This window comes from Halostagnicola bangensis, from assembly GCF_054653435.1.
The window spans coordinates 1,303,178-1,328,814 of sequence record NZ_BAAIGG010000002.1 but is presented as its reverse complement, the minus strand read 5'-3'; the positions used below and the strand labels follow the sequence as shown (position 1 = coordinate 1,328,814).

The 25,637-nt window shown below is 50.3% G+C and carries 22 protein-coding genes, 1 tRNA gene and 3 pseudogenes; 2 read left to right on the top strand and 24 right to left on the bottom strand.

Going from position 1 to position 25,637, the window contains the following annotated elements; translation table 11 throughout:
- Positions 1 to 101 precede the first annotated feature (101 nt).
- The 6 genes and pseudogenes from ACYQ14_RS08285 to ACYQ14_RS08260 form a co-directional block, all read right to left on the bottom strand.
- Positions 102 to 1,118 (bottom strand): Kiwa anti-phage protein KwaB-like domain-containing protein, encoded by a 1,017-nt coding sequence (locus ACYQ14_RS08285; protein WP_459886980.1) that lies wholly within the window; start codon positions 1,116 to 1,118, stop codon positions 102 to 104.
- Positions 1,118 to 1,687 (bottom strand): hypothetical protein, encoded by a 570-nt coding sequence (locus ACYQ14_RS08280; RefSeq protein WP_459886977.1) that lies wholly within the window; start codon positions 1,685 to 1,687, stop codon positions 1,118 to 1,120. The genes ACYQ14_RS08285 and ACYQ14_RS08280 overlap by 1 nt, the downstream gene beginning before the upstream one ends.
- Before the next feature lie 333 nt (positions 1,688 to 2,020).
- A pseudogene (locus tag ACYQ14_RS08275) lies at positions 2,021 to 2,164 on the bottom strand (TATA-box-binding protein); the annotation flags it as partial.
- A gap of 214 nt (positions 2,165 to 2,378) precedes the next feature.
- Positions 2,379 to 5,138 carry an ATP-dependent helicase gene (locus tag ACYQ14_RS08270; RefSeq protein WP_459886975.1) on the bottom strand — a complete coding sequence of 920 codons (2,760 nt, stop codon included), beginning with the start codon at positions 5,136 to 5,138 and terminating at the stop codon, positions 2,379 to 2,381.
- Positions 5,135 to 5,746: a hypothetical protein gene (locus ACYQ14_RS08265; protein WP_459886972.1), complete on the bottom strand. Its 612-nt coding sequence runs from the start codon at positions 5,744 to 5,746 to the stop codon at positions 5,135 to 5,137. Before ACYQ14_RS08265 ends, ACYQ14_RS08270 begins: the two co-directional genes overlap by 4 nt.
- Complete coding sequence (locus tag ACYQ14_RS08260) at positions 5,743 to 7,095, bottom strand: hypothetical protein (RefSeq protein WP_459886969.1); 1,353 nt, start codon at positions 7,093 to 7,095, stop codon at positions 5,743 to 5,745. The genes ACYQ14_RS08265 and ACYQ14_RS08260 overlap by 4 nt, the downstream gene beginning before the upstream one ends.
- A gap of 101 nt (positions 7,096 to 7,196) precedes the next feature.
- Here ACYQ14_RS08260 and ACYQ14_RS08255 point away from each other — a divergent pair, with 101 nt between their 5' ends.
- Complete coding sequence (locus ACYQ14_RS08255; RefSeq protein WP_459886966.1) at positions 7,197 to 8,189, top strand: DNA methyltransferase; 993 nt, start codon at positions 7,197 to 7,199, stop codon at positions 8,187 to 8,189.
- Between the two features lie 494 nt (positions 8,190 to 8,683).
- Here ACYQ14_RS08255 and ACYQ14_RS08250 read toward each other — a convergent pair whose 3' ends face one another.
- Positions 8,684 to 9,097, bottom strand: a complete 414-nt coding sequence (locus ACYQ14_RS08250) for a helix-turn-helix domain-containing protein (protein ID WP_459886963.1) — start codon at positions 9,095 to 9,097, stop codon at positions 8,684 to 8,686.
- A gap of 280 nt (positions 9,098 to 9,377) precedes the next feature.
- On the opposite strand from ACYQ14_RS08250, the pseudogene ACYQ14_RS08245 reads away from it, so the two are divergent.
- Positions 9,378 to 9,965: pseudogene (locus ACYQ14_RS08245) on the top strand (trans-sulfuration enzyme family protein); the annotation flags it as partial.
- Positions 9,966 to 9,985: 20 nt separating this feature from the next.
- Here ACYQ14_RS08245 and ACYQ14_RS08240 read toward each other — a convergent pair.
- The 17 genes and pseudogenes from ACYQ14_RS08240 to ACYQ14_RS08160 all read right to left on the bottom strand — a co-directional run bounded on the left by ACYQ14_RS08240 (position 9,986) and on the right by ACYQ14_RS08160 (position 25,633).
- On the bottom strand, positions 9,986 to 10,402 hold the full coding sequence (locus ACYQ14_RS08240; RefSeq protein ID WP_459886960.1) for a PIN domain-containing protein: 417 nt from the start codon (positions 10,400 to 10,402) through the stop codon (positions 9,986 to 9,988).
- Positions 10,403 to 10,411: 9 nt separating this feature from the next.
- The gene (locus tag ACYQ14_RS08235) at positions 10,412 to 10,642 is read right to left on the bottom strand and encodes a hypothetical protein (RefSeq protein WP_459886957.1); all 231 of its coding nucleotides are present in this window, start codon (positions 10,640 to 10,642) and stop codon (positions 10,412 to 10,414) included.
- Positions 10,643 to 10,981: 339 nt separating this feature from the next.
- A complete protein-coding gene (locus ACYQ14_RS08230) occupies positions 10,982 to 12,112 on the bottom strand; it encodes a tyrosine-type recombinase/integrase (protein WP_459886954.1) in 1,131 nt (376 codons plus the stop codon).
- Positions 12,109 to 13,017 (bottom strand): hypothetical protein, encoded by a 909-nt coding sequence (locus tag ACYQ14_RS08225; protein WP_459886951.1) that lies wholly within the window; start codon positions 13,015 to 13,017, stop codon positions 12,109 to 12,111. Before ACYQ14_RS08225 ends, ACYQ14_RS08230 begins: the two co-directional genes overlap by 4 nt.
- 422 nt (positions 13,018 to 13,439) lie before the next feature.
- Positions 13,440 to 14,471 carry a tyrosine-type recombinase/integrase gene (locus tag ACYQ14_RS08220; RefSeq protein ID WP_459886949.1) on the bottom strand — a complete coding sequence of 344 codons (1,032 nt, stop codon included), beginning with the start codon at positions 14,469 to 14,471 and terminating at the stop codon, positions 13,440 to 13,442.
- Complete coding sequence (locus ACYQ14_RS08215) at positions 14,464 to 14,901, bottom strand: hypothetical protein (RefSeq protein WP_459886946.1); 438 nt, start codon at positions 14,899 to 14,901, stop codon at positions 14,464 to 14,466. The genes ACYQ14_RS08220 and ACYQ14_RS08215 overlap by 8 nt, the downstream gene beginning before the upstream one ends.
- A gap of 668 nt (positions 14,902 to 15,569) precedes the next feature.
- Positions 15,570 to 16,574, bottom strand: a complete 1,005-nt coding sequence (locus ACYQ14_RS08210; RefSeq protein WP_459886943.1) for a tyrosine-type recombinase/integrase — start codon at positions 16,572 to 16,574, stop codon at positions 15,570 to 15,572.
- Positions 16,571 to 17,101, bottom strand: coding sequence for a helix-turn-helix domain-containing protein (locus ACYQ14_RS08205; RefSeq protein WP_459886941.1), 531 nt, complete (start codon positions 17,099 to 17,101; stop codon positions 16,571 to 16,573). Before ACYQ14_RS08205 ends, ACYQ14_RS08210 begins: the two co-directional genes overlap by 4 nt.
- Positions 17,102 to 17,712: 611 nt before the next feature.
- Entirely contained in the window at positions 17,713 to 18,828 is a 1,116-nt protein-coding gene (locus ACYQ14_RS08200) for a CRISPR-associated protein Cas4 (protein WP_459886938.1), read from the bottom strand.
- Between the two features lie 99 nt (positions 18,829 to 18,927).
- The gene (locus ACYQ14_RS08195) at positions 18,928 to 19,383 is read right to left on the bottom strand and encodes an HNH endonuclease (protein WP_459890020.1); all 456 of its coding nucleotides are present in this window, start codon (positions 19,381 to 19,383) and stop codon (positions 18,928 to 18,930) included.
- A gap of 99 nt (positions 19,384 to 19,482) precedes the next feature.
- Positions 19,483 to 20,151 (bottom strand): hypothetical protein, encoded by a 669-nt coding sequence (locus tag ACYQ14_RS08190; protein ID WP_459886935.1) that lies wholly within the window; start codon positions 20,149 to 20,151, stop codon positions 19,483 to 19,485.
- Between the two features lie 267 nt (positions 20,152 to 20,418).
- A complete protein-coding gene (locus tag ACYQ14_RS08185) occupies positions 20,419 to 20,763 on the bottom strand; it encodes a toxin-antitoxin system TumE family protein (protein ID WP_459886933.1) in 345 nt (114 codons plus the stop codon).
- A gap of 88 nt (positions 20,764 to 20,851) precedes the next feature.
- Positions 20,852 to 21,244 (bottom strand): annotated as a pseudogene (locus tag ACYQ14_RS08180) (DUF7342 family protein); the annotation flags it as partial.
- A gap of 117 nt (positions 21,245 to 21,361) precedes the next feature.
- Positions 21,362 to 21,469: transfer RNA gene (locus ACYQ14_RS08175), tRNA-Ile, on the bottom strand.
- A 106-nt stretch (positions 21,470 to 21,575) separates the two neighbouring features.
- Complete coding sequence (locus tag ACYQ14_RS08170) at positions 21,576 to 22,472, bottom strand: PGF-CTERM sorting domain-containing protein (protein ID WP_459886930.1); 897 nt, start codon at positions 22,470 to 22,472, stop codon at positions 21,576 to 21,578.
- A 422-nt stretch (positions 22,473 to 22,894) separates the two neighbouring features.
- A complete protein-coding gene (locus ACYQ14_RS08165) occupies positions 22,895 to 23,797 on the bottom strand; it encodes a DUF7283 family protein (RefSeq protein WP_459886927.1) in 903 nt (300 codons plus the stop codon).
- Positions 23,798 to 23,923: 126 nt separating this feature from the next.
- Positions 23,924 to 25,633: a secretion system protein gene (locus ACYQ14_RS08160; protein WP_459886924.1), complete on the bottom strand. Its 1,710-nt coding sequence runs from the start codon at positions 25,631 to 25,633 to the stop codon at positions 23,924 to 23,926.
- Positions 25,634 to 25,637 lie beyond the last annotated feature (4 nt).

Genomic DNA, 25,637 nt, shown 5'->3' with positions numbered 1-25,637 from the left:
TCGTCATCAAAGGTGATCGCGGGAGAGAGTCGGTGGTGGGACAATGAGAGTTGTTCTATTGAGTCAATTCCAAGGGTGGCTCATACAAAAACTCCGACTTTTTAGTCGCCATCCCCGTCCCCATCGGAACGTGGATCCTTGTTTTTGACTTGATAAGCGACCTCGGTTATCGGGGAACTCAAGTGGTCGTCGTTATACAGGTGGATGATCTCCCAGACGTTCCGTTTGTCCTGCAAAACAAGCCCTCGTTCCCCATCTCGCTCCTCGATGTCTACAGAGAGGTCGTATTCATCGATGATGTAGTAGAACATGTCCATGTCGACCTCGTCGTGCTCCCACAACGCACGTTCCTGAACCGCATAAAACATACGAGAGGCGTTTGGATAGGATTTGACCGCTTCAAGGAACACATCTCCTGTGTGGACGGGGACATCGCTGTCCATGATGGTCTCCACGGTGTCTTCGGCAGCTGAGTGAAACTCATCCATGTAGTCGAAAATTTTCTCGAAGCGGCGCTGGTCGAAGATGAAGATTTCCTCGTCATAGTAGACCGCATCTACCCGGTTCGGAACCTCCATGATGGTTTCCTCGACTTCTTCGTAGTATTCATCATGCTCCCAGAATCGGATGTTCCCATCCTTTCCGAGGATTTCTCGCCTCGTAATGTCTTGGAAGACTAGCACTCGTTCGTCGGTTCCATCTCGGAGGACAATGACTTGAAATTCGGGTTCGTCACCGTCCTCGGAAATATAGTTTGTTGCCGTGAAATCATCCGTTTCGACGAGGTTTTCATACTGCTCGAACTTAGGTACGTCGTCAGAAGAGACGTGTTGAACGAGTTCTTTCTGATCAGAGATATTAGATGCAGCGTAGTCGACAGCCTCTTTGGAATCTCCTTCTAGTGCATCCCGTTTGTTCTTGATACGCTCTTCGGCGAACTCACCCAACTGATTGTGTAGACCGTCCTTCGTCTTCGCCCGCTTGAAGACGTACTCGGTTGAACCATTATCCTCATCGTCCCCTTCTTCACGTGCGACAATGAGATGGCAGGAGCCGTCCCAGTCGTCGATGCCCTCAATTAGGTCAACGACCTCGCCCAACTTGGCCTGAACATCCATTAACTAGTGGTAACATAGACATTATTACTTATTTCTACTGCTATGATTGTTGCCTGTTCTAAGTCTGTGTCTTCGTACGTTTTGGCCAGTAACAACTGACCGCGGGTATCAGCATCCTCTATTTCGTAGAGGTCGTATTTTAGAGCCGACAATATCGGGTTTACGTGGAGATGTGACGACCGTACTTGAATAACCCCGATTGATAGGAAGAGGAACATGAAGGCTAGGAGATTGAGCGTGCTCGTATAGTCAATGAAAGCGAAGGGGACGACATGAACAAGGATGTAGGTCATCATCAACTCATTCCGCTCCGTAGGTTTCCCGACCTTCTTTGGCTGGCCGTTTTCTCTTCTCTTGAAGCGGAGCACGATGAGGAGGAAGGCGAAAACAAACACCCCGAAGACTAGTGACAATAGGGCAACTATAGACAATTGGTAGCCCCAAACATTGTAGACTGGAGTCTGAAAGAGTACGAAGTCAAAGCTGGTTGTGCGGGTTCCGACCGCGATGATGACATACAGCGGGACATAGGAACTAAAGAATAGCAACCACTTTGCCCAGTTCTTCATTCCGTGTTGATCTGAGGTGATTGTGTTCCCCCCGTTATCCGGTCGAGTATCAGGGCTTAGTATTTTTCTTACTAACCCTTCAGAGTTTCTATCGGCTGACTCACTTATCTGCTAATCCATAGTTTTGATGCCCTAATAACTGTATTTTCGCGAATCAAAACGGTATTTTTTGATGAATACACCATGTCTTAAGGAAACGAGTGAGGTTGAGGTGCGTGTACTCGATTCCGTGTTCATGGATATAAGATTTCGTCCGAGATCGGCACTACGGACAATGTTCTAGACGCAATCTCAGGATACTCTCCAACTGGAATCTAGATGTAACGGAGCTTATTGAAGACGGTCTTGACTATCAAAGACGACCTTAAGATGTTCGTGGACGGTTTCAGTGCTGTTCGCGTCAGTACAGAGTGAGCGGAAGATCAGTGCGGCGGACTTGGGATTCTGAACCTGGTAAACGAGACCGTGGAACTGTTCGGATTGTAATCAGCTCTCTTGATTATATATCGCACATGGGAAAAGATCTGAGCAGACAATAACAGAACAGCAGCAGTGAGACTGGAAAAATCACATGGGAAGTGTAGTGAAACCATGTTGAATACACTAAAGCGTGAAATGAAATCCGTATAGTGTAGTGAGGCCATATTAGATACAGTATTGGGCTCTCTGTTGATTGCCAATTATAGTTCGATTATTGATTATTCACTGCTGGGCATATGCCATTAAAATCACAACGGCTACAGTGATCTCCCGTGTTTGCCGGGTAGTCGCGTCTTCTCATTTTCTCCAACACAGTAGACAAGCGGTCGATTGTTTCTTGACGAACTTCGTCATCAAATTCAACGGGAACTTGCGTGTTATTAGCAAGAAAGTGAAATTGACATCCAGAGACAGTTTCATCAAGAGTTTGCTCGCAGGCTAGGGCATAAAGCTGTAACTGGAATCTCTCCCAAGGTCCCGGATCTGATGCCTCACCGACTTTGAAGTCCGTTATTTGAAGCTCACCGGATGGCAACCGATCAACTCTATCCATTTCCCCTTCAACTTGAATGCCATCATGCAGCATGCTGAACGGGTGTTCAACATACTCAATCTGCGAAAAGTTCTCTGTGTGGGCATCTACGTATGCTGTCAAGATCTCTTCAGCGTTTTGCCGAAACCGTCCCTCTTGTGTCTCTCCTTGATAACCGCGTGAAATCCACTCTATATCCAAGGCTTCTAATAGGTGGTCTTTTGCTGGAGTAGTCTCACCAGCAATCTCATTGAAAAACCGTTCCAGAGCCCGATGTACACTGATTCCGTAGAAAAACTGTGGCTGGTCAGTGCGTTCGAACCCATAATCAAAGAGCAATCCGAACCGGAGTGGGCACTGGGCAAAATACGATATTTGTGTAAAGCTTGTCGACTCAAGATTGTCACGGCGGGCAAGCGTATATCGAACGTCCTCTTCAGCAAGCGCCGGCTTTGGATCTAACTCTGTGAGTTCAGGGGTCGGTAACTCTTGGAGGAACCGGGAAGGGTCGTTCTGTTTATTTGTGGCAAGGATCACTTTTGACTCTGCTCTTGTGAGTGCAACATAAAACAGGCGACGTTCGTCTGCTATCGGTCCATCACTTTCCTTATATTCTGGTTCGTCCCGTAATTGTGAAGGAATTTGGAGTGGATCCGGTCGCCCAGTTGACGGAAAGGTACCCTCCGTAAGGCGAGGTATTACAACAGTGCCAAATTCTAATCCTTTCGCCTGATGTACGGTCATGATATTGACATCCCCCTCACGGTCCGGCAGGTCGGGCTCAACACCTTGGTCTTCAACAAGAGAGAGGATTTTTCTCAAATAATTCAGTGTAGTGTGTTCGGAGATAGTGCTAATCTGGTCAAGAACATCAGAAAGTCCCGCCAAATATCGGAGTTGTTCAGAAGCGTCCCGCTCTGTATACTCGGAAATCAGATTTCGAACACTTGGGAAGCACTCGAGTAACTCATAGAAGATCTGTTTAGGATCAACAAACGAGTCCGCACTATACTCAGAGTCCAACTCCCGCACAGCAGCGACTGTAGTATGACACCCAGCGTGCTTACAAGAAGGATCTTCACCTGTTGCGAATGTGTCGGTTGTTTCATCACATAATGCCAAAAGATCCAGATCACTCAGGTCAGCCGCGGACACATCGTTAAGCAAATAATCGATCACGGTGAGTATCTCAGTAACAAAGTTGTCATCAAAGATGTCCGCAACTCCCGTCACCTCAACGGGAATCCCGCGATTCCGAAGAGCATCGCTATACGGGGCGGCATCGCGTGTAACACTTCGGAATAATATTGCGATCTCTTGCGGTTCAGTCCCATCAGCGATTATGGTCTCGATTTGGTCGACAACAGCTGCTACTTCTGCCGTCGGGGTTGATTTACAGATAATCCCGATTTCGCCAGAATCGTCGCTATCTGGCTCAATTTCCTTTTTCAGTCGACGGTCGTTATTCTTGATTAGTTCCTGACTCGCGGCGATAATTCGTTTATCCGAACGATAGTTGCGTTCGATTTTAATCGTCTCGCTCGCATCAAATCTCGAATCAAACTCCAGTAGGTTATCGACGGTCGCACCACGGAATCGATAAATCGACTGATCATCGTCACCAACGACACATAATTCGGTCTCACATTTTACAATCTCTTTTATCAACGCCTCTTGTGTTCGGTTAGTATCTTGGTATTCATCTACCAATAAATGAGTGTACTGTGTTTCTAGGTCACTCTTGACTTGATCGTGAGAACTAACGAGTTCAAGAGCTCGCTCAATCATCGTCGCATAATCAAGAGTGTCTCGCTCCGCCATCAGCTCATGATACTGCTCGTAGGCTGTTGCAACAGCAACCCGATCTTCAGCGTTTTCCAGCTTAGTCCTGCGATCCGGTCGGTGTTCTGGAAGTGAACGGGTTTTGGCCAAGAAATTCTCTGCATACCGACGGTACGTCGTCGGTTCGACTCCAAGATCCATCGCCTTAGAAAAGTGTCCTGCAACGACTGACAATGGGAAGTGAACATCGTCAAGCCCGAGTTCATTGTAGTTCGTATAGAGGAACACGAGTTGTCCCTCTTCAGCAAGCACAGTGTGGTCCCCATCAAAAATCTCTTCTCTGTACTCTTCAAGCAACTCGAGACAAAAGGCATGAATTGTACCTACCCAAGGCCGGGTCTCTAGTGAGCCCACCTGCCGCTCAACTCTCATGAGCAGTTCACTTGCTGCCTTCTCGGTAAATGTGAACGCGATGATTGACTCTGGTGGCACATCTCGATCTTCTATAAGATAGGCAATCCGACGAGTCAGTGTTTCAGTTTTTCCTGTCCCCGGACCCGCTACGAGTCGTAACCGATCACTGGAGGATTTGATTGCTTTTTCCTGTTTTTTGTTCGGCGTAATCTCATCGTTTTTTTGGGTTTCTTCTGATGTCATTCTACTCGTGTACTGAACCAAGTCCGTTCATCAGCCGGAAAGTCCTGATGGAACCGAAGTTCTCGATTGATACTGCCATCACCATCTGGCGAAGTCAAATAGCCGAATGTACGATTGGGTTGGTCCAACGAGTTATTAATCGACTGTTGCAACTTGTTGGCTCTTGTCTTGATATCGTCGAACTCGTCAACTGATAGCATCAAGACACGATAGTGATCAATACGTTCCTTATCAAAGACATCAGAGATCTCTTCGAGTGTTTCTTCCGTTGTTGAGAAGGCCTTATTGATGCGATTTTTAATTCGATAATCTGTCTCCATTTGGCCAAACTCTTGGCCAACACTGTACCCCATAATTAGCTTGAACGGGGGTACCGGAGATTGTATAATCAGGTTGACTCGTGCATCATTTTTATTTACATAGCCCTTATCGTATGCTTCTCCGTTCCAGATTCGGATACTCGGCCACGGCGCACCGGATGGAGCCAAATAGTCTTCATGGCAGTCATGATCACGGACAAATCGCCGATAAAGGTCGATCAGCGTCGCTTCGTCGCTGTAGATAGTTGGTGCACTGTATTCTGCGCTGGTAAGGTCGTTTGAGTTCATAGGATTGTCCACTCTTCAGCAATGTTGTCTTCGCCAACAGACACGATCGAGATGTCCGTCATTTCATCAATTGAGCGCCTCAGCTTACTATCATCGCTAATATCTTTCTGACACTTTGAGTGACTGTATGCGACAACGTTCCGCGTCTTTTTATTATTGAGATCACGGCCTAACCACTCCGCAAAGGAGGCAATCACGCCAGAGTATGGATCCACTTTGGTAATACAGGAAGATCCGGATTCTTGGAAGAACTTCGGCGTAATTACTACCGTTTCTATGGATCGATCAAGTGAGTTCAATGACGATGAAAGAGCCGGATATCGATGGGTAACAGCATCAATCATCTCGTCTGTATCGATCACATATGGGTTCTGACGTGAACTAAATGTTTGTGGGGTAAGTCCGGCATCTAAGATCGCTTTGTTGAACGGCTTACTTTTGTGGGGCGAACTATTCCAGTTATACGCACTCTCAGAGTCAAACTGAGTCAGATCAAAGTCTGGATTCGGCGTTTCTCGTCCGTTTATGACTTCAATTATGTGATCAATGAACGCCTCACGCTGATGGAGTAGTACGCTCGTGTTTGCGATTCCCTCGGCGTCTTTTTCAATCCGATCTCGGTCCTTACCTCTCACTACTGGCTTCTCCAGAACGTACTCCGTCATTTGATATAGAATATCCCGCTGAGAATCTTCCACCTTCCGCTGGTATTCTCCATGAGCATGCTGCAGGAGCTGTGTACTCAAATAATTATGTAAATAGCGCTTACCTTCATCATGCTCACGGATTGGTGGATAATCGTCGTACTTTTGCGATGCAGCCCGCTCTCCGTCTGGTTCCTTATAAAAAGTGATGAAAGCAGGTCGGCGGTATTTCATACAATACGCTAGCCGCGTCAACACAATCATCGCCATCGGGAACCGTGGATCAACAGTGCCCCCAGATCGATCCGTTGCTGTGTACGCCGTATCGTATACTAATGGAAATCCTGCACGAAGTAACCCCACCTGACGCCCTTCCCGCTGTAGAATCATATTACCAATTGGGGCTGCATCAGTGAACTCACCGCCAATAACCTGCTCTCCCTCCCGGTCAACAACGACTACGTCTGGACGCCCAATAAAGGAGACTGCAGTATCAACATGTGGTGGAAGTTCCCAACACTCGTATTCGCCGCGAACGGTCAGCGAAATCTCATTGCCACCAGAATCAGCCAAAATAAACTTTGGCTGTGACGGATCGGAGAGATCTTCTCCAATCAAATTCAAGTAATCACTATGTTCATCAAGATTGTCAATGAATCGGACCCCTTCTAAGATATTGTCAGAGTAAACAAAGAGGTGAGGCATGATCTGATACTCTATTAGAAATAATCGCATAAATGTCTGTCTGATTATAAACTCTATCACATGACCCAACCTTATAACAGCGGAGAAGCTGAATCTATACTATGTCCGATGAGGGTTCTGAACACAAGCAAAGTCGTTTACTAACAACTGATGATGGTGAGTTTGATGAAGATCAATCAAAGGAGAACGCCTTACCGATCGAAGATGGTGACATCGTCGATACGGATGAGTTAGCGGATCATCAGACCTACATTGAAGGCAAAGGTATCTATGACGAACGGAATCGAGTTAATGATCTTACTGGCCGAGAGTGGAAGTACGCGACAAAGTCTGTAATTCCAGAACAGTATCCTCCAGCTCTTCAACACGAGCTTCGAAGTGAACATGGCGGACAAAAACCACCACGACTATGTCTCGAGATAATTCAGCGTTTCAGCAAGGCTGGCGATACTGTCTTAGATCCGTTCGCTGGTGTTGGAGGGACGTTATTAGGTGCGAGCCTCGCCGCTTTTGAGGGGACTGGACTCCGTGAGGCGATCGGGTTCGAAATCAACGACCGGTGGATTGACATCTACGACGAAGTACTCTCAGAGGAGAATAAAGAACGGGCAGCAGCTGGCAAGCCACCACTCGCTGAACAGACGCTCCGCCAAGGGGATTGTAATGACTTAATTGATGAGATTGACGATGGGTTTGTTGATCTTCTCCTCACTGACGTTCCTTATTGGAATATGGACGAAGTTGAGCAGACTCGAAACAAAGACAAGATTCGTGAGAGCAAACTCGATAACTTCGGGGAAGACAAGTTCCAAAGTAAAGATGAATGGCTGGAGCAAATGGAGACCTATTTCACGAATTTCCGTCGAGTCCTCAAAGACGACGGATACATTGCAGTCTTTATTGGCGATATGTATCGTGATCAGTCATACAACATGCTCTCAGCGGAGCTTGCACAGCGGCTTGAAGAAGCAGGATACACGTTAAAGGCGGATCTGGTCTGGTATGATCCATCAAAGGACCTCCACGTCTATGGATATCCGTTCTCGTTCGTACCATCTATGGTACATCAAGATATCCTAATCCTTAAAAAATAGGTGGCGTCGCAAAGCGGTCTATGGGTCGCCACTGGCAATCGCTACTGGTTGTAATTCCGCATAATATAGCAGTTTCGATTATTGCAATGGACCTCAGGCAGCTTTTGAGATAATGGTTCTCTCCGATCGCTATTATCGTCTCGAGGTGGGAAATAAGAATTCCCATGGGTAGTCTCATTTCCCACTAATGTGGAAGAGAGTGTTATCGAACAGGTCGTATACCCCCTCCACGATTATCCAACGAACGGTAAGTACAGGACAAGCAGTGTGCACCCACCGCGAGCGAACGGAGTGAGCGAGCGGGCCAAGGAACCCCTCGAAGCCGCGCCAACGGCGCGGCTGAGGGGGTGACGAAGTGCTTTTCATCGAAGTTTTGCCGAGGGCGCGACTCCGTCGCGCCCGCAGAGCAAAAGTTCGTTGCGCATCCCTATGTTCCGATATCCGAGGCGGTCCTACTAGCGAGTTAAATAGAATCGGTGTGTTTTCAGTTACTATTACTGATAGGTCTCGGGGGCATCCCGTTCGTGCCTGAGCGACTCAACTGCGAGGTCGATGAGTTGTGCCCCGAGACCGCTGATCGCATAATAGGAGTAGGGTTGATGCTTGTTGGGATCGGTCTGCTTCCAATTCGTCACGAGGTTGGCGTCCACGAGCGAGTCGAGATGCGTGTGGAGGGCGTTCCCACTCCGACCGGTAAGTGTAGAGAGCTCTTTCGCACTCATCCCATCGACATCACGTAATCGGTAGAGGATGGCGAACCGGAGTGGGTGGGCCACAGCCTTGAATCGGTCGGTGTAATCGCCGAGTTCATGTGGGTCACCCTCCTCGAATAACTCGGCTGTGACGTCAGCGACCGGCTGCGCGTCCGCATTGTTGTCCGCGTCGCCCCCCGTCTGTTCACCTGCCATATGAGCCGGTACGGGATCGCTCCACAAGGAAGTATCGACTGTTACCTTTTATGAGTCAGACTGTGAGTGGTGGGAATCGGATGTAGAGCGAACGGGTAGGTTTTCAATTTCTCATCAGTAGTGACTTTTATACGAGATTACAATGGCATGCCGATGTGCGATGTACTTCTTAATCGGCTTACTAAGCCGTCGTACTCGTTTTTACTACCTACCTGATAGGTCCTTACACGAAATTCGAACTGGAATCTGTGCTCTCGGAAAAGACGGACTCAGAGGACATCTCGCCTTTGACATCGACTTTGTTGACACCCGTGAACCCGACAACGTCGCCGACGCAGTCACGCGGACACTGACTTAATCTGGGCAGAAGCGCCGTCGAACCCCTTGGTTAGGTTGTGTGATATTGAAACGATAGCCGACATCGCCGATGGCCGTGATGCTCTGTTCGGCGTGGACAGTACCTTTGCGAGTCCATACTACCAAGCCCCACTCGAACTGGGTGCTGACATTGTCGCTCACAGCACCACCAAGTATCTCAACGGGCACTCCGACTCTATCGGCGGTGCCATTATCATCGATGACGATCGAATTTTCGAGCAATTAGCGTTCGCGCAGCGGGTTGGGCTTGGGAATATGCTTTCGCCGTTCGACTGCTACCTCGTTGCGCGAGGCATCAAGACACTGCCCGCGCGGATGGAATATCACGAGAAGAACGCGATGGCAGTTACCTGGTTCCTCGAAAGCCACAATCGGGTCGCTCGTGTCCACTATCCGGGTCTTGAGAGCCACCGCAACACGATCTTGCGAATAAGCAGATGTCGGGTACAGCGGAATGCTGTCCTTCGAGTTTGATGGCACGCTCATCGAACCGAGAGGCAGATCTACCAATTATAGCGTGTCAAACGAGTTGATTACGTCACCCGTCGAGTATGTTTCGACAAGGTTCTGTTCGTCGAAATCAGAATCGTCGCTCCAAATGGCAGCGTCGCTGGCAATCGCACACGCGAGGTACAGCACGTCGTCGGGGTCGGTGTCTCCGATTGCTTCGTCTGCCCTCTCGATAGCCGGATAGAAGTCGTCGGCAGGAACGACCTCAATGTACTGAAACAGGAGGTTGATGAACTGTGCCACTCGGTCCGGCTCCATTCCGGACTTCTCCACAATCAGGTCTTCGTAGTTCTCAACTTCGTCGTGGACAAACGCGGGCGTCAAAAGATCTGGTTCGAGTGTAACGATGAGCTCCCGCGTCTTCGAATCAGCGATGAGTGCAGAGATAACGACGTTGGCGTCGATGACCAGCTTCATTCGTCGAGTCTACTCCGATTCTTCTTCGACGCGCTTGCGTCCACGTTCGTTGATTTCATCGGCGATTTCCTGAACGTCTCGCTCAGTGAGTTCGCTCTCGCTGGTGAGCTCGTCCATCATTTCGAGCGCCTCGATCTTCTCCTGAATGGCCTGCCGCGTGACCTCACTCCAGTTGATCTCCGGGTGCTTTTCCATTCGCGCTTTGAGGTCGTTGTCCACGTTGACCGTGATACTGGGCATACAGAAACCTATGGGAACACAGAATACTGTGTCTTTCGGTGTATCCAATGTTGGACGCTTCGAGTTCACCGCACTAGATGGACGGGAGAGTTCGAGTCGAGAGGGCTACAAAGTTCCAAACTCCACTGGCTCGACACCGAAATCAAGGTCTTCTGAATATCGCCACGTCTCTGGGAGGGTGATAATAATTCACCAGTATAGACAATGAACGTGAAATTTTCCGTCTGATGGCTCATGTGCCATGAGATGACTCGGGTTTTAAATAGTTTATTACAATCTCTCCTTCCGTTTATAAATGCGATAAGACTGATACTATCTGTTTCGACAACATCTTCGAAGTTAATTCCATGACTGCTTGACTGCTTCACGTCGATCGTTGAGACGGTCTTGTTCTGTACGAGGGTCGTAGTGCTTCTTGATCACCTTCACAGAGACATCAAATCGCTCGCTTGCTCGTTCTCGCCGGAGGCCACCGCTGAGATGGCTGACGATCGATCCACGACGGATCGCGTGTGGGTAATATGACTCAGGGCATACGTTCGAATCAGGATTACAGCTACCATCGCACGAGCAATCATCCGCATCTCTTGGACTCCAGCGGCAGCTCGTAGCTTCGTACAGCCATCGTCGAAGTGTCGACCGAGATGCCCGTCCGTATTCTGTCGCAAATAGCGGTTCTCGGCCGTACTCGTCAGTAACGTCTGGCCGTTCTGTCTCGATATACAATTGAATTGCGCTTATGACCTCGTCTTTTATCACGATGTTTCGCTCACCATCACCAGCCGTGTTCGAGTTTTTGTTACCATTCTTTAGCCTCGTCCCTGCTTCCGGTCTATGACGGAAGCGGAGTTCTTTCCCCTCTGGATCAAAATCGGGGACATCAAGAGAGTGTACGCCACCAATACGTGGTCCACCGTTCCAGAGAAGTTCTGTGAGAGCATGCATATCTGAACCTCGTCGACGTCGCCGGAGTCGATGAAGGAGACCTGTGGCTTCAGATTTCGGAATCACCTCGTCACGAGCTCTTGGAGTTAAACCGAGTTCCTCCTTATCGAGGATCCTGTAAATTGATTCGTCGCATAGTTCCCGTTGGCTGAGCCACCGAAGCCATGTGCGTGCGTTCTTTGTATACGTAAGGATCGTTGAGTCAGAGTCATATTCCGACTGTAAGTAGTCGACGTACGCATCAACCAACGGTGAAGAGATCTCTACTGGGTACGTAATGTCGTTGTCTTCCGCGAATTCAACGAATCGAGGAATCGTTCGCTTGTATTGGGCCCGCGTTGACGGGCTTCGATTCTGCCTGCGCGAGAGAAATCGCTTGTAGAGATCAGAGAGGGTGGCTCGAGCAAAGCTATTTCGAGTAGAATTCTCTTGAGACGTATCGTTCACATCCATTTGCTTCAGCACTTTTTCGATGGTCTCAGGATCATCGATCTCCGACAGCAGACGGACAATATTCTCGTTCATTGTCCCTCCAGGAACTGCAAAATTGAATACTGCCAGATTTTACTGGGGACGACACAACTAGTTTGGTGTCGTGTGAGAGGTGACGCTACACCAGGATATTCTTCTGCACTCTCACTGGCTTGTTTCACTTCCCGTCGAAGCGTGGATTCACTCGCTCTCCCATGGGAGGTTGTCAGTAATGGGCTATCAGAGAATTCTGTAGGCACTTTCCGTTCATAGGCTATGAACTCTTCAAGAACTTCAGAAGTTTCTGGAGAAATATTTGCAACTCTCTCTGTTACAAGACCAGCCTTGCTTACAAGGTGCGTTTCTGGGATCGAGATTACGACTGTATCGTTATCCGAATTGATGTCTTCAAGCTCGAGATCTCGTACACACCCTGGTTGGCTACATGTGTCAAGTATGAGTTCGACATATGCGTGAACTCGAGTACCATATTGACGCTCACGGAGGTAGGTTACCAACGATGAAATCAGGTCGGATAGATTCTGGCTGTCAGCATCTGTAGAGATGCCGAGAATGCGTTCATCGATCTCACTGTCCCCTATTACATCTGATGATTTCATCCTCGATAGCAATCTTGCTTTGAGAATGGTGGGATCTTCTTGGTGAATGTGCGACTGGAAATTTATTAAGGAATTTATATATCCACAGATTGTAGTAATATCCTGAGTAGTGCTCTCTATCAAGTCTTCAATGAATCGGCATAACTGATGGTCTTCTAACCAAACCGCAGAAAAATTGGATTCTTGGGCCCATTCTCCGAGCTTAATAATTGCAGTTTGATGAGACCAAAACGTAGAGTCAGGAACACTGCTTGACAATTCACTCAGATAAGATTCAGTTGCACTGTCGAGAGACTCAAAAGAGTCACTCGTTCCCTCAACCTGCTCAAAGCAGGTCATTGTATTACCTCCAGAATTATTCGACTAAGATAGAGCCTCCAGCTGAAATTATGCCATTTCAGGGAGGTCTCTAATGAGTGGTCACTGAGTGACCACTCCGGTTCCAAGAAGGAGTGTTTGTAGGGGTGTAGTGGTCACTCAGTGGGTACTGCCAAAATACGTCTTGAAAAACAAATATACAGACAGTAGGCGATAGTACAGAAGTCATCACAGGCGCTGTACCTACTGACCTCAGCACTGCAGCCGGTTTAATTTCTACCCCAAGGGCAATTGAATAACCCACTGGTTCGTTTCTTTATATTCGACTAAATCCAATATTCATCGGATGAGGTTTTAAGACGTTCTCTGACCCATCCGCAGATGGTGTTTAAGTTCCGTGACTCGATAATAAGTCGCAAAAAGAGTATAAAAGTGAACGAGGATTAGCTGTCTTCGTTGTTCTGTTCCTCGTGCAGCAACTCTCTTATCAGGTCTTTGTACTCTGTTCCGCCACTTGAATAATACTTTTCAGTCGTTTCTGTAGAGTTATGATTCAGAGCGTCACGTCGGACTTCAGGCGGAAGCCCTGCTTCTTCCATTAGATGACTGAAAGTATGACGAAGTGCATGGACTGTTACTTTTTTCCATTCTCGGACATCTGCATCAGTGCCGAGGGCATCTTTCTGTCGCTCAGACATCCGTGACTTTCCAAGAGTCTCCTGTATTCCTGCGTTCCGAGCTGCTTTCTTAACAATCCCCAATAGATGAGTTCTGGAGAGGTGTCCGCCCTGTCTTGAGGGGAACACGTAATCATGATCTTCAGAATACGGATACGTTGATCGGTGCACAGTCAACCAGTGTTTGAGTTCTACTGCCAAGCTATCACTAATTGGCAGGGTGTATCTATCACGTGTCTTTGTGTCTGATAGATCGATTGTCTTGCTTTCGAAATCTATATCTTCAATTCTGATCTTTCGGAGATCGATATTACGTGGTCCCAGTTCTGCTCCAATTGTGACCAGAAGCCGATCCCGAAAAGTATCCAATTCCTCATACAGAGCCTCTAACTCGTCTTTGGTTAGGGGTTCCCGTTCAATCGGTGGAGTCGTCCGAAACCGTCCGATATCAATGTTTTCAAGAGCAAGATAATCGACTTGAGCTTCTTTTTCTGTTTCTAATCGAATCCATTTATACAACCCTTTGATTACCGTCAGATCTAGCCTAAGTGCTCCTTCTCGCTTACCTTGTCGAGTTCGCTTTTTCAAGTACGACCGTACATTCTGGGATTTTGCACTGAGCACTTCTACCGAAATTTCATCTAAATATTCAATATATCCTCTTAAATACGACTGATAGGTTTTTGCAGAGTTTCTACATATTGTTGCCCCGCACTCAGAATACAGATATTCAGTGGCTAGTTCTGATCCTGTGTTTAGTTCTAACTCATCTCCGGTGTCGCTGTTTCTCCTACTCATTGTTTGAAACCCCAGACATATTGATTTTGTATTCGATGCGCCCCGACGACCTAGTTTCATTGACTATATCTCGGTCACACAAGGTCTGGAGTGTACTCTCGAGTTCTACCAGTGGCCCATCAACTTGCGATGCGATCTGATTGAGTGAGATCGATCCTTGGGTAGGAATGAGTTCATATATTTGGTGCTGCCTTCCCGAATCTTTGCTTTGGTGCTGGTGATTTTGCCTGGAGTTCTCAGCAGCTGATTTTTCTTCTAAATTTTCTTGTGATGCAATCTTTAGATCGTCTACTTTCTTCTCCAGGTCTTGCACTGTTGCTATAAGCTGCTTAACCTCAAATTCGTTCTCTCCCTCCAGAGATCTCGCATGATCCTCTATGGCCGCTCGTAGGCATGCACTTCGATTTCCAGCGTATCTCTCGGTTGCCATCTTATCAAGCAGTTGGATATGCCGTTCCAGAATCGTCACACTCGGGCGGACAACATTGGAAGAGGTACTCTCTGTTTGGTCTCCTGAAGAACTACCAACCGTTGGTGAGAAATCTCGAGTCAACACAGCCCACCCACTTTTAGCGGTGTTTTACAGGGGTATTCGGTGACTCTTTGTGCAGAAATCTGGCGTTCTGCACAGCTAATTCTATACAGCCCGTAGGGCTTATTTCCGTTCAACTGAAAGTCTTTATCGGGGTTTTCGATTCTCATGATCGTAGACTCCACTTCCGGGGCGTAGTAGCGCCCCGGCCTCTCCCAGCAAGTAGACCACACCTGTGGCTATTGGTAAGGGAGATGGGTGGTTGGAGCATGGTCGCACAGAGTTTTCGCTATGCGACATAACCCTGTTCACTGCCATAGCCCTTAATTTTGTTGGATTATCTTGATTAGAAGATTTAGAAGTTCCATTACTCCCGTGACTATCCAACATATGTGTGCAAATAGAGCACAAGAGGGTTTCATTCATAGATTTAGGGCAAATAATATTGTATACATAAACTGCAAATTGTTGATTGAAATGCCTTTAAGATGTTTCACAACTCTTTAAATTCTAAACCCGAGATAAACAATTGGATGTTCGGTAAATTCTGTAAAGGGTTCCCAGTCCTACCTTGGAGGTACGAATCTATCCCGAACCGTCGAAAAACGATCTTCAGTTAGATGGGTGTACTCGCGCGTCGTTTCTGCACTCGCATGGTTAGCCACTAGTTTCCTATATGATATTTCCACACCTGAATCCGCGAGAAGAGTGATAAACGAATGGCGGAGCGTATGAGGCGTCACTCGATGCCATTGTCGTATATCTCTTTCCAGCATCGATCCGTCATTCCGCTGAATCTGTGATTCACCGACTACCTCTTGTAATCCAGCCTGCTCGGCTGCATCACGAACTATCTGATTAAAGCTACCATTCGTTTCCAATTTCAGACCATGTTGACTCGGAAATACATATGGACTCGCATCTGAACTCGCATAGCCAGTTCGATGATGTCGAAGCCAGAACTTCAACTCGTACGCCAACTCGTCGCTTATCGGGACATCGTAAGGTTTCGATCCCTTCGGATCAGATACGTGAATTTGTAAAGAGTCAAAATTTAGATTTGTGATTTTGAGTTCTCGCAAATCTGAGTTTCGAAGGCCAGTCTCAACTGCAACCACTGCCATGAGCCGATTTCGATAGGAATCAAAGGCATCGAACAACCGCCGTAACTCTTCCCGAGAGAGTGCTTCTCGCTCAATCGGCTCTGGGGTTTGGTAGCGGCTTACATCGATATTTTCTACCCGTAAGGGTTCTAATTGTAGATCATCACCTTCCTCCGTTCGGAGTCGAATGTACTTGTACAGTTCATTAACCGTCGTTACTTTTCCCTCAATCGTCGATCGACGATTTCCAAGTCGGACGCACCTCTCGACGAACTCTAATACATCTGTGAACGTCGCCTCGAGGACAGAGGTATTATCGTCGTGAAGAAATGTAACGTATCCTTTGAGATGTGATTCGTACGTCTTCGCGGAACTGGATACCAACTTTAGCCCTGCTGCGTGCTGCAGATACTCTTTCGCGTATTTATCCGGTACTCGAGGGCAGCCGATATCAATATCTTGTGTCATTGTAATCCTTCTCGATCTTTTGGAGAATTGACCTGGCCCGCATGTCTGTATCGTTGCTTTCCATCAGTTGTCTCGACGACGAACCCCAGATCAACCAGCCGTGCTAGATTTTCCTGAAGCTGTGGTGGATTCAGTTCAGTCTGCTCGAGGAGATCCCCCATCCGTAACGGCGACCCAGAACTGTCCAAGGAATCAATTATAGTTTGCATTTCCCCCGTCAACTCGACGCCCCATACAGCTGAGCGTAGCTCTGTTTTCTGACCTTCATCCCTCTCCACGCTGGCATTATCGACATCAGCTCGGAGCTCCTGCATTCCCTGTTGGAGTGTATCTAACTGTCGCGCGACCTGACGAGCTGCAAATTGTCCATCTCCCTCGAGAGTTTCCCGATGACTTTCAATCGCTGCGCGCAGGCAGAGACTCACATTCCCCTGATAGTGACGTGCAGCCATTTCCTGTAATGTTTGGTCAAGTCTTTCCGTAATGGTGAACTTCCGGCGAACGAACGTCGGATCTGCTTCGTTCATTCCCACTCACCGAGTACGGTACTCAGGAATACCGTAGTTGAGAGGCTGTTAACTGCGATCATAGCGGTGTTCCCTCGAGTTCAGTGCTCGGAACTAACCGATATATGCGCGTCCATACCTCCCATACACGTTCTACTGTTCCGTTACTCACGACCTGTTGTTTTGTGTCATCCGTTACACGCGGTCGACGTCGTTCCTCTTCAGTGAGCCCATAGTCAGCGAGTGACTGTCCAAATTGTGTCTGCAGTTGTGACTCGATATCAACATGTGTGAATCCCCGAAGAGATGGCATCTTGATCTCCGATGTTACAAACTCCGTTCGAAGACGCTGCATTACCTCTTGATCCAGTGTGACGAGCAGCGTGTCCTGATAGCGATATGCTCTCAGTTCGTTATGGAGTTCAGTGAGAAGGTCATCTTGGGAGTGGACATGTTTTCCAGCCAAACTCAATGCCGCTGTTTCGACCAATTTCTCTGGGTTCCCGACGCCAATTTCCCAGTACTCAATCTCTCCAATAGAACTCTGCGAATCTTCTGGCTGACCGGATTGTTCGGTTTCGCCAGCGATGAGGAACAGCCAACTCTCCCGAAGGTCGTCGAGATGTAGCCAACTATTCCGTGACAAGGTGATCACCTCTTGTTTTCTGAGTGTCGATGGAGTCTCCTCTCAGCGTAGCTGGTACACCATCGTCACAGCAAGACGGGCAAAGAGGTGGTTCCGAGATATTCCCAGTCCAGTCAAGTGAATCATCTGGATAGGTTTCATCGCAACGCTCACATCGCCAATCGTGTACCCCAAATCTGTCTGCTAATTCTGGATACCGCTCTGAGAGCGTTGGTGTGAGCTTTGCATCCTCCTGACCCTCTAAATACTCTTTAGCTACCTCTTTAGGGTACTCATGCAGAGGTAGCAATCCGGTAGCATCTACGTCCTCGTAACTTGCACTACCTCGTCCGCATCGCTCTCTATAAGAGCAAGAGCTACATTCCCAACTGTACTCCGGGGCTGCTGGTGGCAGGTCTTCGTTGAGACGGTACGTCGTGTGTGTCTCCACCCAATTTAGAACCGTGTTGCGCCAAAACCATGGGTCGAATTCGATATGGAACGCTTTGGCGTTGAACGTTTTTCGGCTTCCGTACAGGATGACGGCCTCCGACACTGTCCGATCGTATTTCTCGGACAATCCTTTCATGTACGCATGCGCTTGAGCTCGATGGTGCTTGTTGGGCGACCGGACGTTTTCTACCGATTGCTTGGTCTTGATTTCCGTGAGAAGCAACGGTTCTCCATCTGTATCCACGATTACTGGATCCGTTTCTCCTTTGATCTGAATGTCGCCGATATCCGTCTGGGCAGTAAAATCAACCCACAGCGAGTTCGTGACATATTCCTGGTCGTTGACAACAGTCTCTTTGAGAAATTTCACCACGAGATCTTCCTCGAACCGTGACCCAAACCAAAAGATCCCTGTTGGATTTGGTTTTTCTGCCGGCGCATTGTGTTGACGGTATGCGATTTTTCGGTGGCACTGCAGTATCTGGCTTGGACTATGTTTTCGGGGTGACGGAACCGACGGTGGCCCGTTGAAATACGGCTTTCCGTTTTCGATGTTTTTCCGGAATTTCCGCTCCTGATACCAGTCTCGAAACTGCTTTCCAGAGATTTCGTCGACCAGATTGGTCTCAGACGGCCCAGTTCTAGTCGTCTCCCTATCTACTTCTCCCATGTTGACCCCCTCGGCTGCTGATTTGGTTACGAATCATACAGGTGAGAGCCAACGAGAAGCCACTTGATCAATCGCCAGTTGTGGTTAACCAGGTGTGCCTCAGCAAGGTGCCGGCATACATCGCTGGAAGGACAGTCGCATACCCGAACGTCTTCTCTGCTCTGGCTGTAAGTCCACGTGCCAACAATTCACTGCCTGAGACATCTCTTCGCCCTCGACCGAAATTACAGCGTAGAGGGGTTCTCGGATATGAACAGGGATACAGATTTCGCTCTCATTGAGATGCTTGTCTAAATCAGAAACATAGTCGTTGAGGGAGGCGTTACGGAAGGTGAACGCGGCTATACTCCGATCCGGCATCTCTTCCAACATCTCCTCGTTGTACCGGTGAGATCTCTCGTGGCAATCTTCACACAGAGTTACCAGATTTTCTGGCTCAGTTTCTCCTCCATCCTTTACTGGTTGGATATGATGGACGTTGAGATTAGATGGGGTATTTTTGGTTCCACACCGTTGACATCGGTATTCGTCTCTATCGAAGACTTCTTTCTGCATCTCGCCAGGAATGGCCATATCCGGAGCAAACGGAAAGCAGTCTGATATAGTTATTTGATGTATATATTCGCGCATTTTATTTATTAATTTATAATCACACTATTCCAAAGAATCGCTAAACGAATCCTCCGAAAACAGCGGGCTATTATCCATTTTCGCATTCATATCTTCAAAGTCGAGTTTTTGCTGAAGACTCGCTTCTTCACACCTTACTGCGAGGGTGGCTTCCTCCCAGTAGGTTTGCCAAACCGCTCGACGGGTCCATTCTCTGGAAGTATTTGAGGTTTCAATATCTATGCGCTGAAGTTGGATTGGGGCATTTTCTTCCCAACCCTTCGCCGTGGGGAATTGGACGTGTCTGTCCTTGTGGATGTCAAAATTTTCCCCCTGAGTATAGTCCTCAATCAGTCGAAAGACATCGACCCATTCTGATTCACCTCCATGAAGCGAGATAGATGAAGGATTACCCGCTCTAGACCAGCATACGTTGGTATCTACGGTGATCTCAGAATCCACCTCTCCCTCAGCGTTCCTGCGAGTACCGTAGAAGTAGATCTTTGGAATACAATTGTGTGCTGTTTCTTGGCCAATATTCTCAACTAAGACCTGATAAACTACGGTGTTGATGTCACGGTTGTCATTCCACATCTGATTAGCACGAGTGTTCCTTACCTCCAGCGTAGGCTCCACTACTTTCCCCCGAGCGTATCTGTAACCTGCTTTTGAAATGTCGTATATTATGTCAGCAAAATCCTTTACTATACCCATATCTCATATATCACTTCGAACTCATTTATAGTTAAATAATTGCGACTCAAAATCCTCCCCTGGACCTCTTTCCTCACTCCAAAAGGCAAGATTCGCGCTATGTATTCAGCACGACTCCTAAAACCAATCACCGACTAAGGATTTCAACAGAACCCTCAACGGGTATTTCCTCGATCAGGTAACAGAAGTGCTGGGCATCAACAGATATGCGACGGTACATTCGTTGGCGACGCCAAAGAGGGATTCAACAGAGTCTTCTCTCGCTTCCTATTGTTGCTCCCACAGTACTTCGATTCGCTCCTCGATGCGGTCAAGGACGAGATGACTCACGTCGCGATGGTCAGCTGGCCATTGCTCGTTTTGTGCGTCACTGCGACTCGCAGCCGGCGGCAGATGGAAGTGATCTCTCGACTTGTGCGCGTTTGGATGCCGATCCCATCGACACTTCCACGCACTATCTTGTCGTTCCTCCTGATAGTGAACGTTAAAATCGTCGTTGCGGTACCAACGAATCTCGAGGCGAGCGGACACTTCGTTCGGGTAGTACTCGTCGGACAGGTCGACACGAAGGTGTAGCTTTCCAGCTGTAACGATTTCTGCCGATTGAAACATACGGCTGCCGAGAAATTGGGATCGAAGTCGCTCTAACACTGATCGGTCGATCGGTGCAGGGCTCCGACCGTCATTCACCGGTACCATGTCAGCTGTGGGACGGGGCCGTTGAACTGGCGGCCTTTCTCCGGGCGCGTTCGTGATGACGACGCTCCTCAATAGCGGTGGCCCAATCACTGAGTTCCACGTACACATCGTCAATCCGCTCCGCGTCGAACTCGAGGACGTCGACCTCGGCGGGTGAATCGACGCCGTATTCGTTGCGATACTCCTCAATTTGATCGGTCAGCTCCGAGACGCGGGCCTGCAACTCGTCGACGATATTCTCCCGCGCTAACTCGTTCACTCGACGCCACTCGAAGTAGTCGTCGTTGCGCTCGTACCTGACTGGTCGCCCCTCATGCCGAATAACGATACCAAGGTCGGCGTAGAACGACAAGTGTGTTCGTGCTGACTCCGCCGAGCAGTCTGCTTGCCTCGCTCCATGGGCCCTGACGGATTCGTAACTACGCCGACGGCTCGCGTCGCTCGCCGTCGTCTAGTTCGAATCCGCAGGGAGTAAGAATTCGCTCCTCACGTCCGTTCGTCGCAGAATTCATGGGCCCTGACGGATTCGAACCATCGACCACTCGGTATCCCCCAAACCCGGCGATCCACCGGTGTTTGTTATGAGCCGAGCGCTCTAACCAGACTGAGCTAAGGGCCCTCGTGTCACCGATGACAGGGGGTGAAGTTAACGCTTACTCTTGGCTCTCGAGTTCCCGCCTTCGAAAACAGATTCGCGTCACTCGAGTAAACACTGGCCGAACAACTTACCGCCGGAGTCGCAGGAGCGAAACGGCGAGAAGGGCGGCGAGTGCGGTCAGGATCCCGAGTCCAGGAATCGTTTCGGCAGCAGCGTCATCGCTTCCGTTTCCGCCACTGCTATCGTCCGAACTGTTCTCCGAGCCGTCGTTCGCATCCGAACCACCGTTCTCGTCCGCGCCACCGTCGGCTCCGTCGAGTTGCAACACGACGACGACCTGTCCGTGCGAACCGTCGGGGTAGTACGTCCAGCCACCGCCGGCTTCTTCGTACGATTCAGCGTCTTCTATCGGGTCGACGTCCGTATCCCAGCCCTCGTTTGCTTGTTGGATGTAGCCGACAACCTCGACGTCGTCAGCGTGTTCGCCGCTGAGAGAGGCTTCGCCGTACTCGATCGTTCCATCCTCGGGCATTCCGTGAATTTCCATACAGTGGCTATCCATGTAGCCGTCGCCCTGTGCGAGATCGGGGGATGTACCGAACTGGTCAGCGTCGAGCGGTCGCTCGTAGTTCTCGGTCAGCGGGTACTCGACCGTGAACGGATCGGCGTACGTATGCCACTCGAGGGAGTCCCCAGTCGGGACTTCGACTGTCGTATCGGGGATGCTCTGGCCTTCGACGAACTCGCCCTCTTCGTTGACCAGTGTGACGCAGATTTTTCCGGACCCGTCGCCCAGGTACGGGCTTCGGTACTTATCGCGCGGGTTAACGTAACTCACCCAGTCTCCGTCGGGGTGAGCCGCCTCGAAGTACTGGTCGTCCGGCTCCGGTGCCGGTTCTTCGTACGCCTCCTCCGAGACGTTTTCTGTCGGCGGTGTCGCCGCGTACTGCTGTGAGTTGGGCATCTCGGTGGCTGTCACGCCAGCACCTGCTAACGCGACGACTGCGACGATGCAGCCAGCCACGATAACACTCACTGTCGCAATCTGTACCGTGTTTCGATCGGGGGTAGTGAACGGTAACCTGATCATGGGTAGGTATTCTGGATATTCCTCGGTAGTGAGGGATTGACCATGACAAGTCACTCGACAAACCCCGTTGTAGATATGCAGGCGTTACCATGCGGTATGAAGCTGCTAATCCCTCGTCGAACCGAACGGCTCTCATCGAACGAAAACGCGGGGAGTATTCAGTACCGTGATCCCCCGATAGGTGCTCAGTCAGTTCAGCCGGCCGGAACACTCCGTTTCCCATCACAGATACAGAACGTAGTATTCGCCGGTAACAGGTTCCTACTCGAGCGGATAGCGAACTCACTGATGGATTGAGTTGATAACCGGGAGTCGACTTCGGTGAAACCGTGGTCCCAAGGAATCAGTTTTTTAGATCACGAATCGACGAGCGTCACTCGGTATTTGCCCGTCTCGTCGTCGAGCTGGACCCAGTCTATCCCTTCGGTCGCGTCAATATCCCCTTCGTTCTCGCCGCAGACCGCGACCTGTTCGCCGTGGTCTGCTTCCGTAATCGTCTCCTGACAGACGTGCTTGCCCTCGACCGTGACATCGATATCGAACGGGTAGTGAAGTTGATTCTGAGCGCTATCTCCCTCGTAGATGTCATACCGTGACGTGCTCGAGGATTCGTCGGCCTCCATGAGCTGCATCTCAGTACGAGGCTCGTCTTCTGCCCAGAAGACGCCTGTCGTCTCGATTTGCACTTGCGTTTTCGTGTTCGCCTCATAGGAGAATTCCAGGCTTCGAGTCGTGTCCCCACGTCCCCATTCCTCCGGCTCGACCGAGACATCGACCGACGGAGAGACTGTGCTGACCGCCTGAACCTGCATCTCCCCGGGTGCTGAAATCCACTCCCCCGTATTGTCCGCTCGGACGTTCTCGATGTCGTCGAAGAACGCCTCGGTCGCCCCGATACTCGGATCCGAGATTTCCTCGGCGTACTCCGTTTCGAACGACGTTCCGGACGTAATGTTCTCGAGTCGTTCGTTCCCCGTTACGGGAACGACGGCTCCGTACGAGAGACTCGAGTGGGCAGTTCCGTGCTCGTTCCGGAGCGAAATCGTCGGTCCGTCGATTTTCATCTCATTGGCGTCGTGTTCGTAGGCCGAACTCGTTTCGTAGGCACCCCCGGTCGTTCGCTCGATGGTATTCGCGGCTTCGTTGGCGTCTGGGGGCGGTCCAGTCGGAAGGCCGAGGGCGATGCCGACCATCGCGATACTGACGATGCTGACTGCGAACCAGACGTACCACGCGTCTGCGGGTGCCTCCAGATCCATGCTGGCTGTGGCCGCCTGCTCGTATTTAAACTCACAGCCGGTCAGTTTCCAGCGATACGGCACGTGAGGGGGAGTCAAAACTCGCCGTCGAGATTTGGTTGCTCGCTCTCGAGGAAGACGAACGGGTCAAAACACGATGTCGATCGCGACGACTGCGAAGACGTAGACAACCGTCGCTGCTGTGAGCGCTCGGCCGACGTGATAGCCGATGAGCGCGCGATCGAGTCCGTGTCGAAGCGCCAGCGAAAGCGGGATCAAGATGAAACACAGCGTGAGCACGAACACGCCGACCGACAGTGCCAACTGCTCGGTCGGAAATGCAGTTGCACCGTCGAGCGACGAGAGATCCATCTCGGCCATCATATTCGCCAGACCAACAGTTGCCCCGGCGACGAGGGGCCCGAAATACGCGGCCGTGCTATCGAGGGTCCCCGTCACCTCCTCGAGGTTGCGTTTAGTTTCGCCCTCGAGTTCTTCGAGTTCCTCGAGATGGTCGGCCATCGAAACGATCGCGCGCCCGGCGGGTCGTCCTTCGTCACTGGCGATGGCGAGCAGGGCTGCAGTACCGTGTGCTCGAGGGCTCGGAATCGACTCGAGCGCGCCGTACTCGCCGAGAAAGGCTTCCTCGACGCTGAGGTGTAGTCGTCGCTGGAGCCCGGCCGCCCGTGCGAAGACCTCGCCGGTTTCGGCGGGAACGCGTTTTCCGGCGAGCGCGATCGCCGATTCGACGGACTCACCTTCCGCAACTTGCCGACCGACGAGATAGAGAGCATCGGTAAGGTACGCTTCGACATCTCGAACGTAGTTTCGGACACGCAGGATGGGTCCGTAGACCGCGAGCAAGCCGATCCCGGTCCCGAGACCGAGGCCAGCAATCGGTGCGAGTGCGGCGTAGCCCACTGTGCTCGTTCCGACGTAAACCCCTGCCCCGATGCCGACGCCACACAGCGCTCGAGTCCACAACCGATCGGGGACATCCGGGTGCGTGCGATCGATTCGCGGCGGCGGAAACGCGACCGGCCGTCGGACGAGCAACCAGAGACTGGCGGCCACGAGAGCGGCCGGTAAGACGATATTGTAGAGGAGGACAACCATCCAGATATTGACGGGGATTCCAACCATCGGAACCGACGGGACGAGCGCGACGAGTGCGAGCGGAAGCATGATGCCGAACGCGAAGAGTCCGGTTGTCGGCCCGCGAATCGCGGCCGTAAAATCCGCCATCTGGTTGCGAGTGCCGTTGAGAATCGCTGACAGCGCCCGATCGAGCGTTCTGGTCCGTTCGGCTTCGGGTGCTTCCTGTGCAGTCGCGAGCAGGTGAGCCGACCGTCGAAGGGCCGGAAACCACTCGGCCCACTCGTCGGCGAACGACAGGAGCCCCGTTCGTGGCGTTCCCATCGACCGATCGATGTGTGCCGACAGGTTCTCCGAGAGTGGACCACGACCCGTCGAGGCAGCAAACCGAACTGCACTCTCGAGAGCCGGTTGGACTTGCATTCGTAGAACCGCACGTCCGATCAGATTCGGCGTGTCGCCCAGGGCTTCGGTTCGGCGAAACGCCGCGAGGAGACGGGGAGTCGAGTGGACGGCGTGGACGGCAACCACCGGCGTTGCGAGTACGAAAAACACCACAATGGGGAGCGGAACCGGAAAAGCGAACAGCGGAATTAGGAGTCCTATCGAGCAGAGGCCAGCACCGTATCCCGCCCGGACGACCGTCTCCGCACGAAGTGACGAGTCGATAAACGAGAGCGAATCGGCGAGCTCGTCGCTCGCCTCGACATCCCAGGGGTACGCTTTCGCGACCGATTCAAAGAGAGTAGCAATAGTCATCATTGAA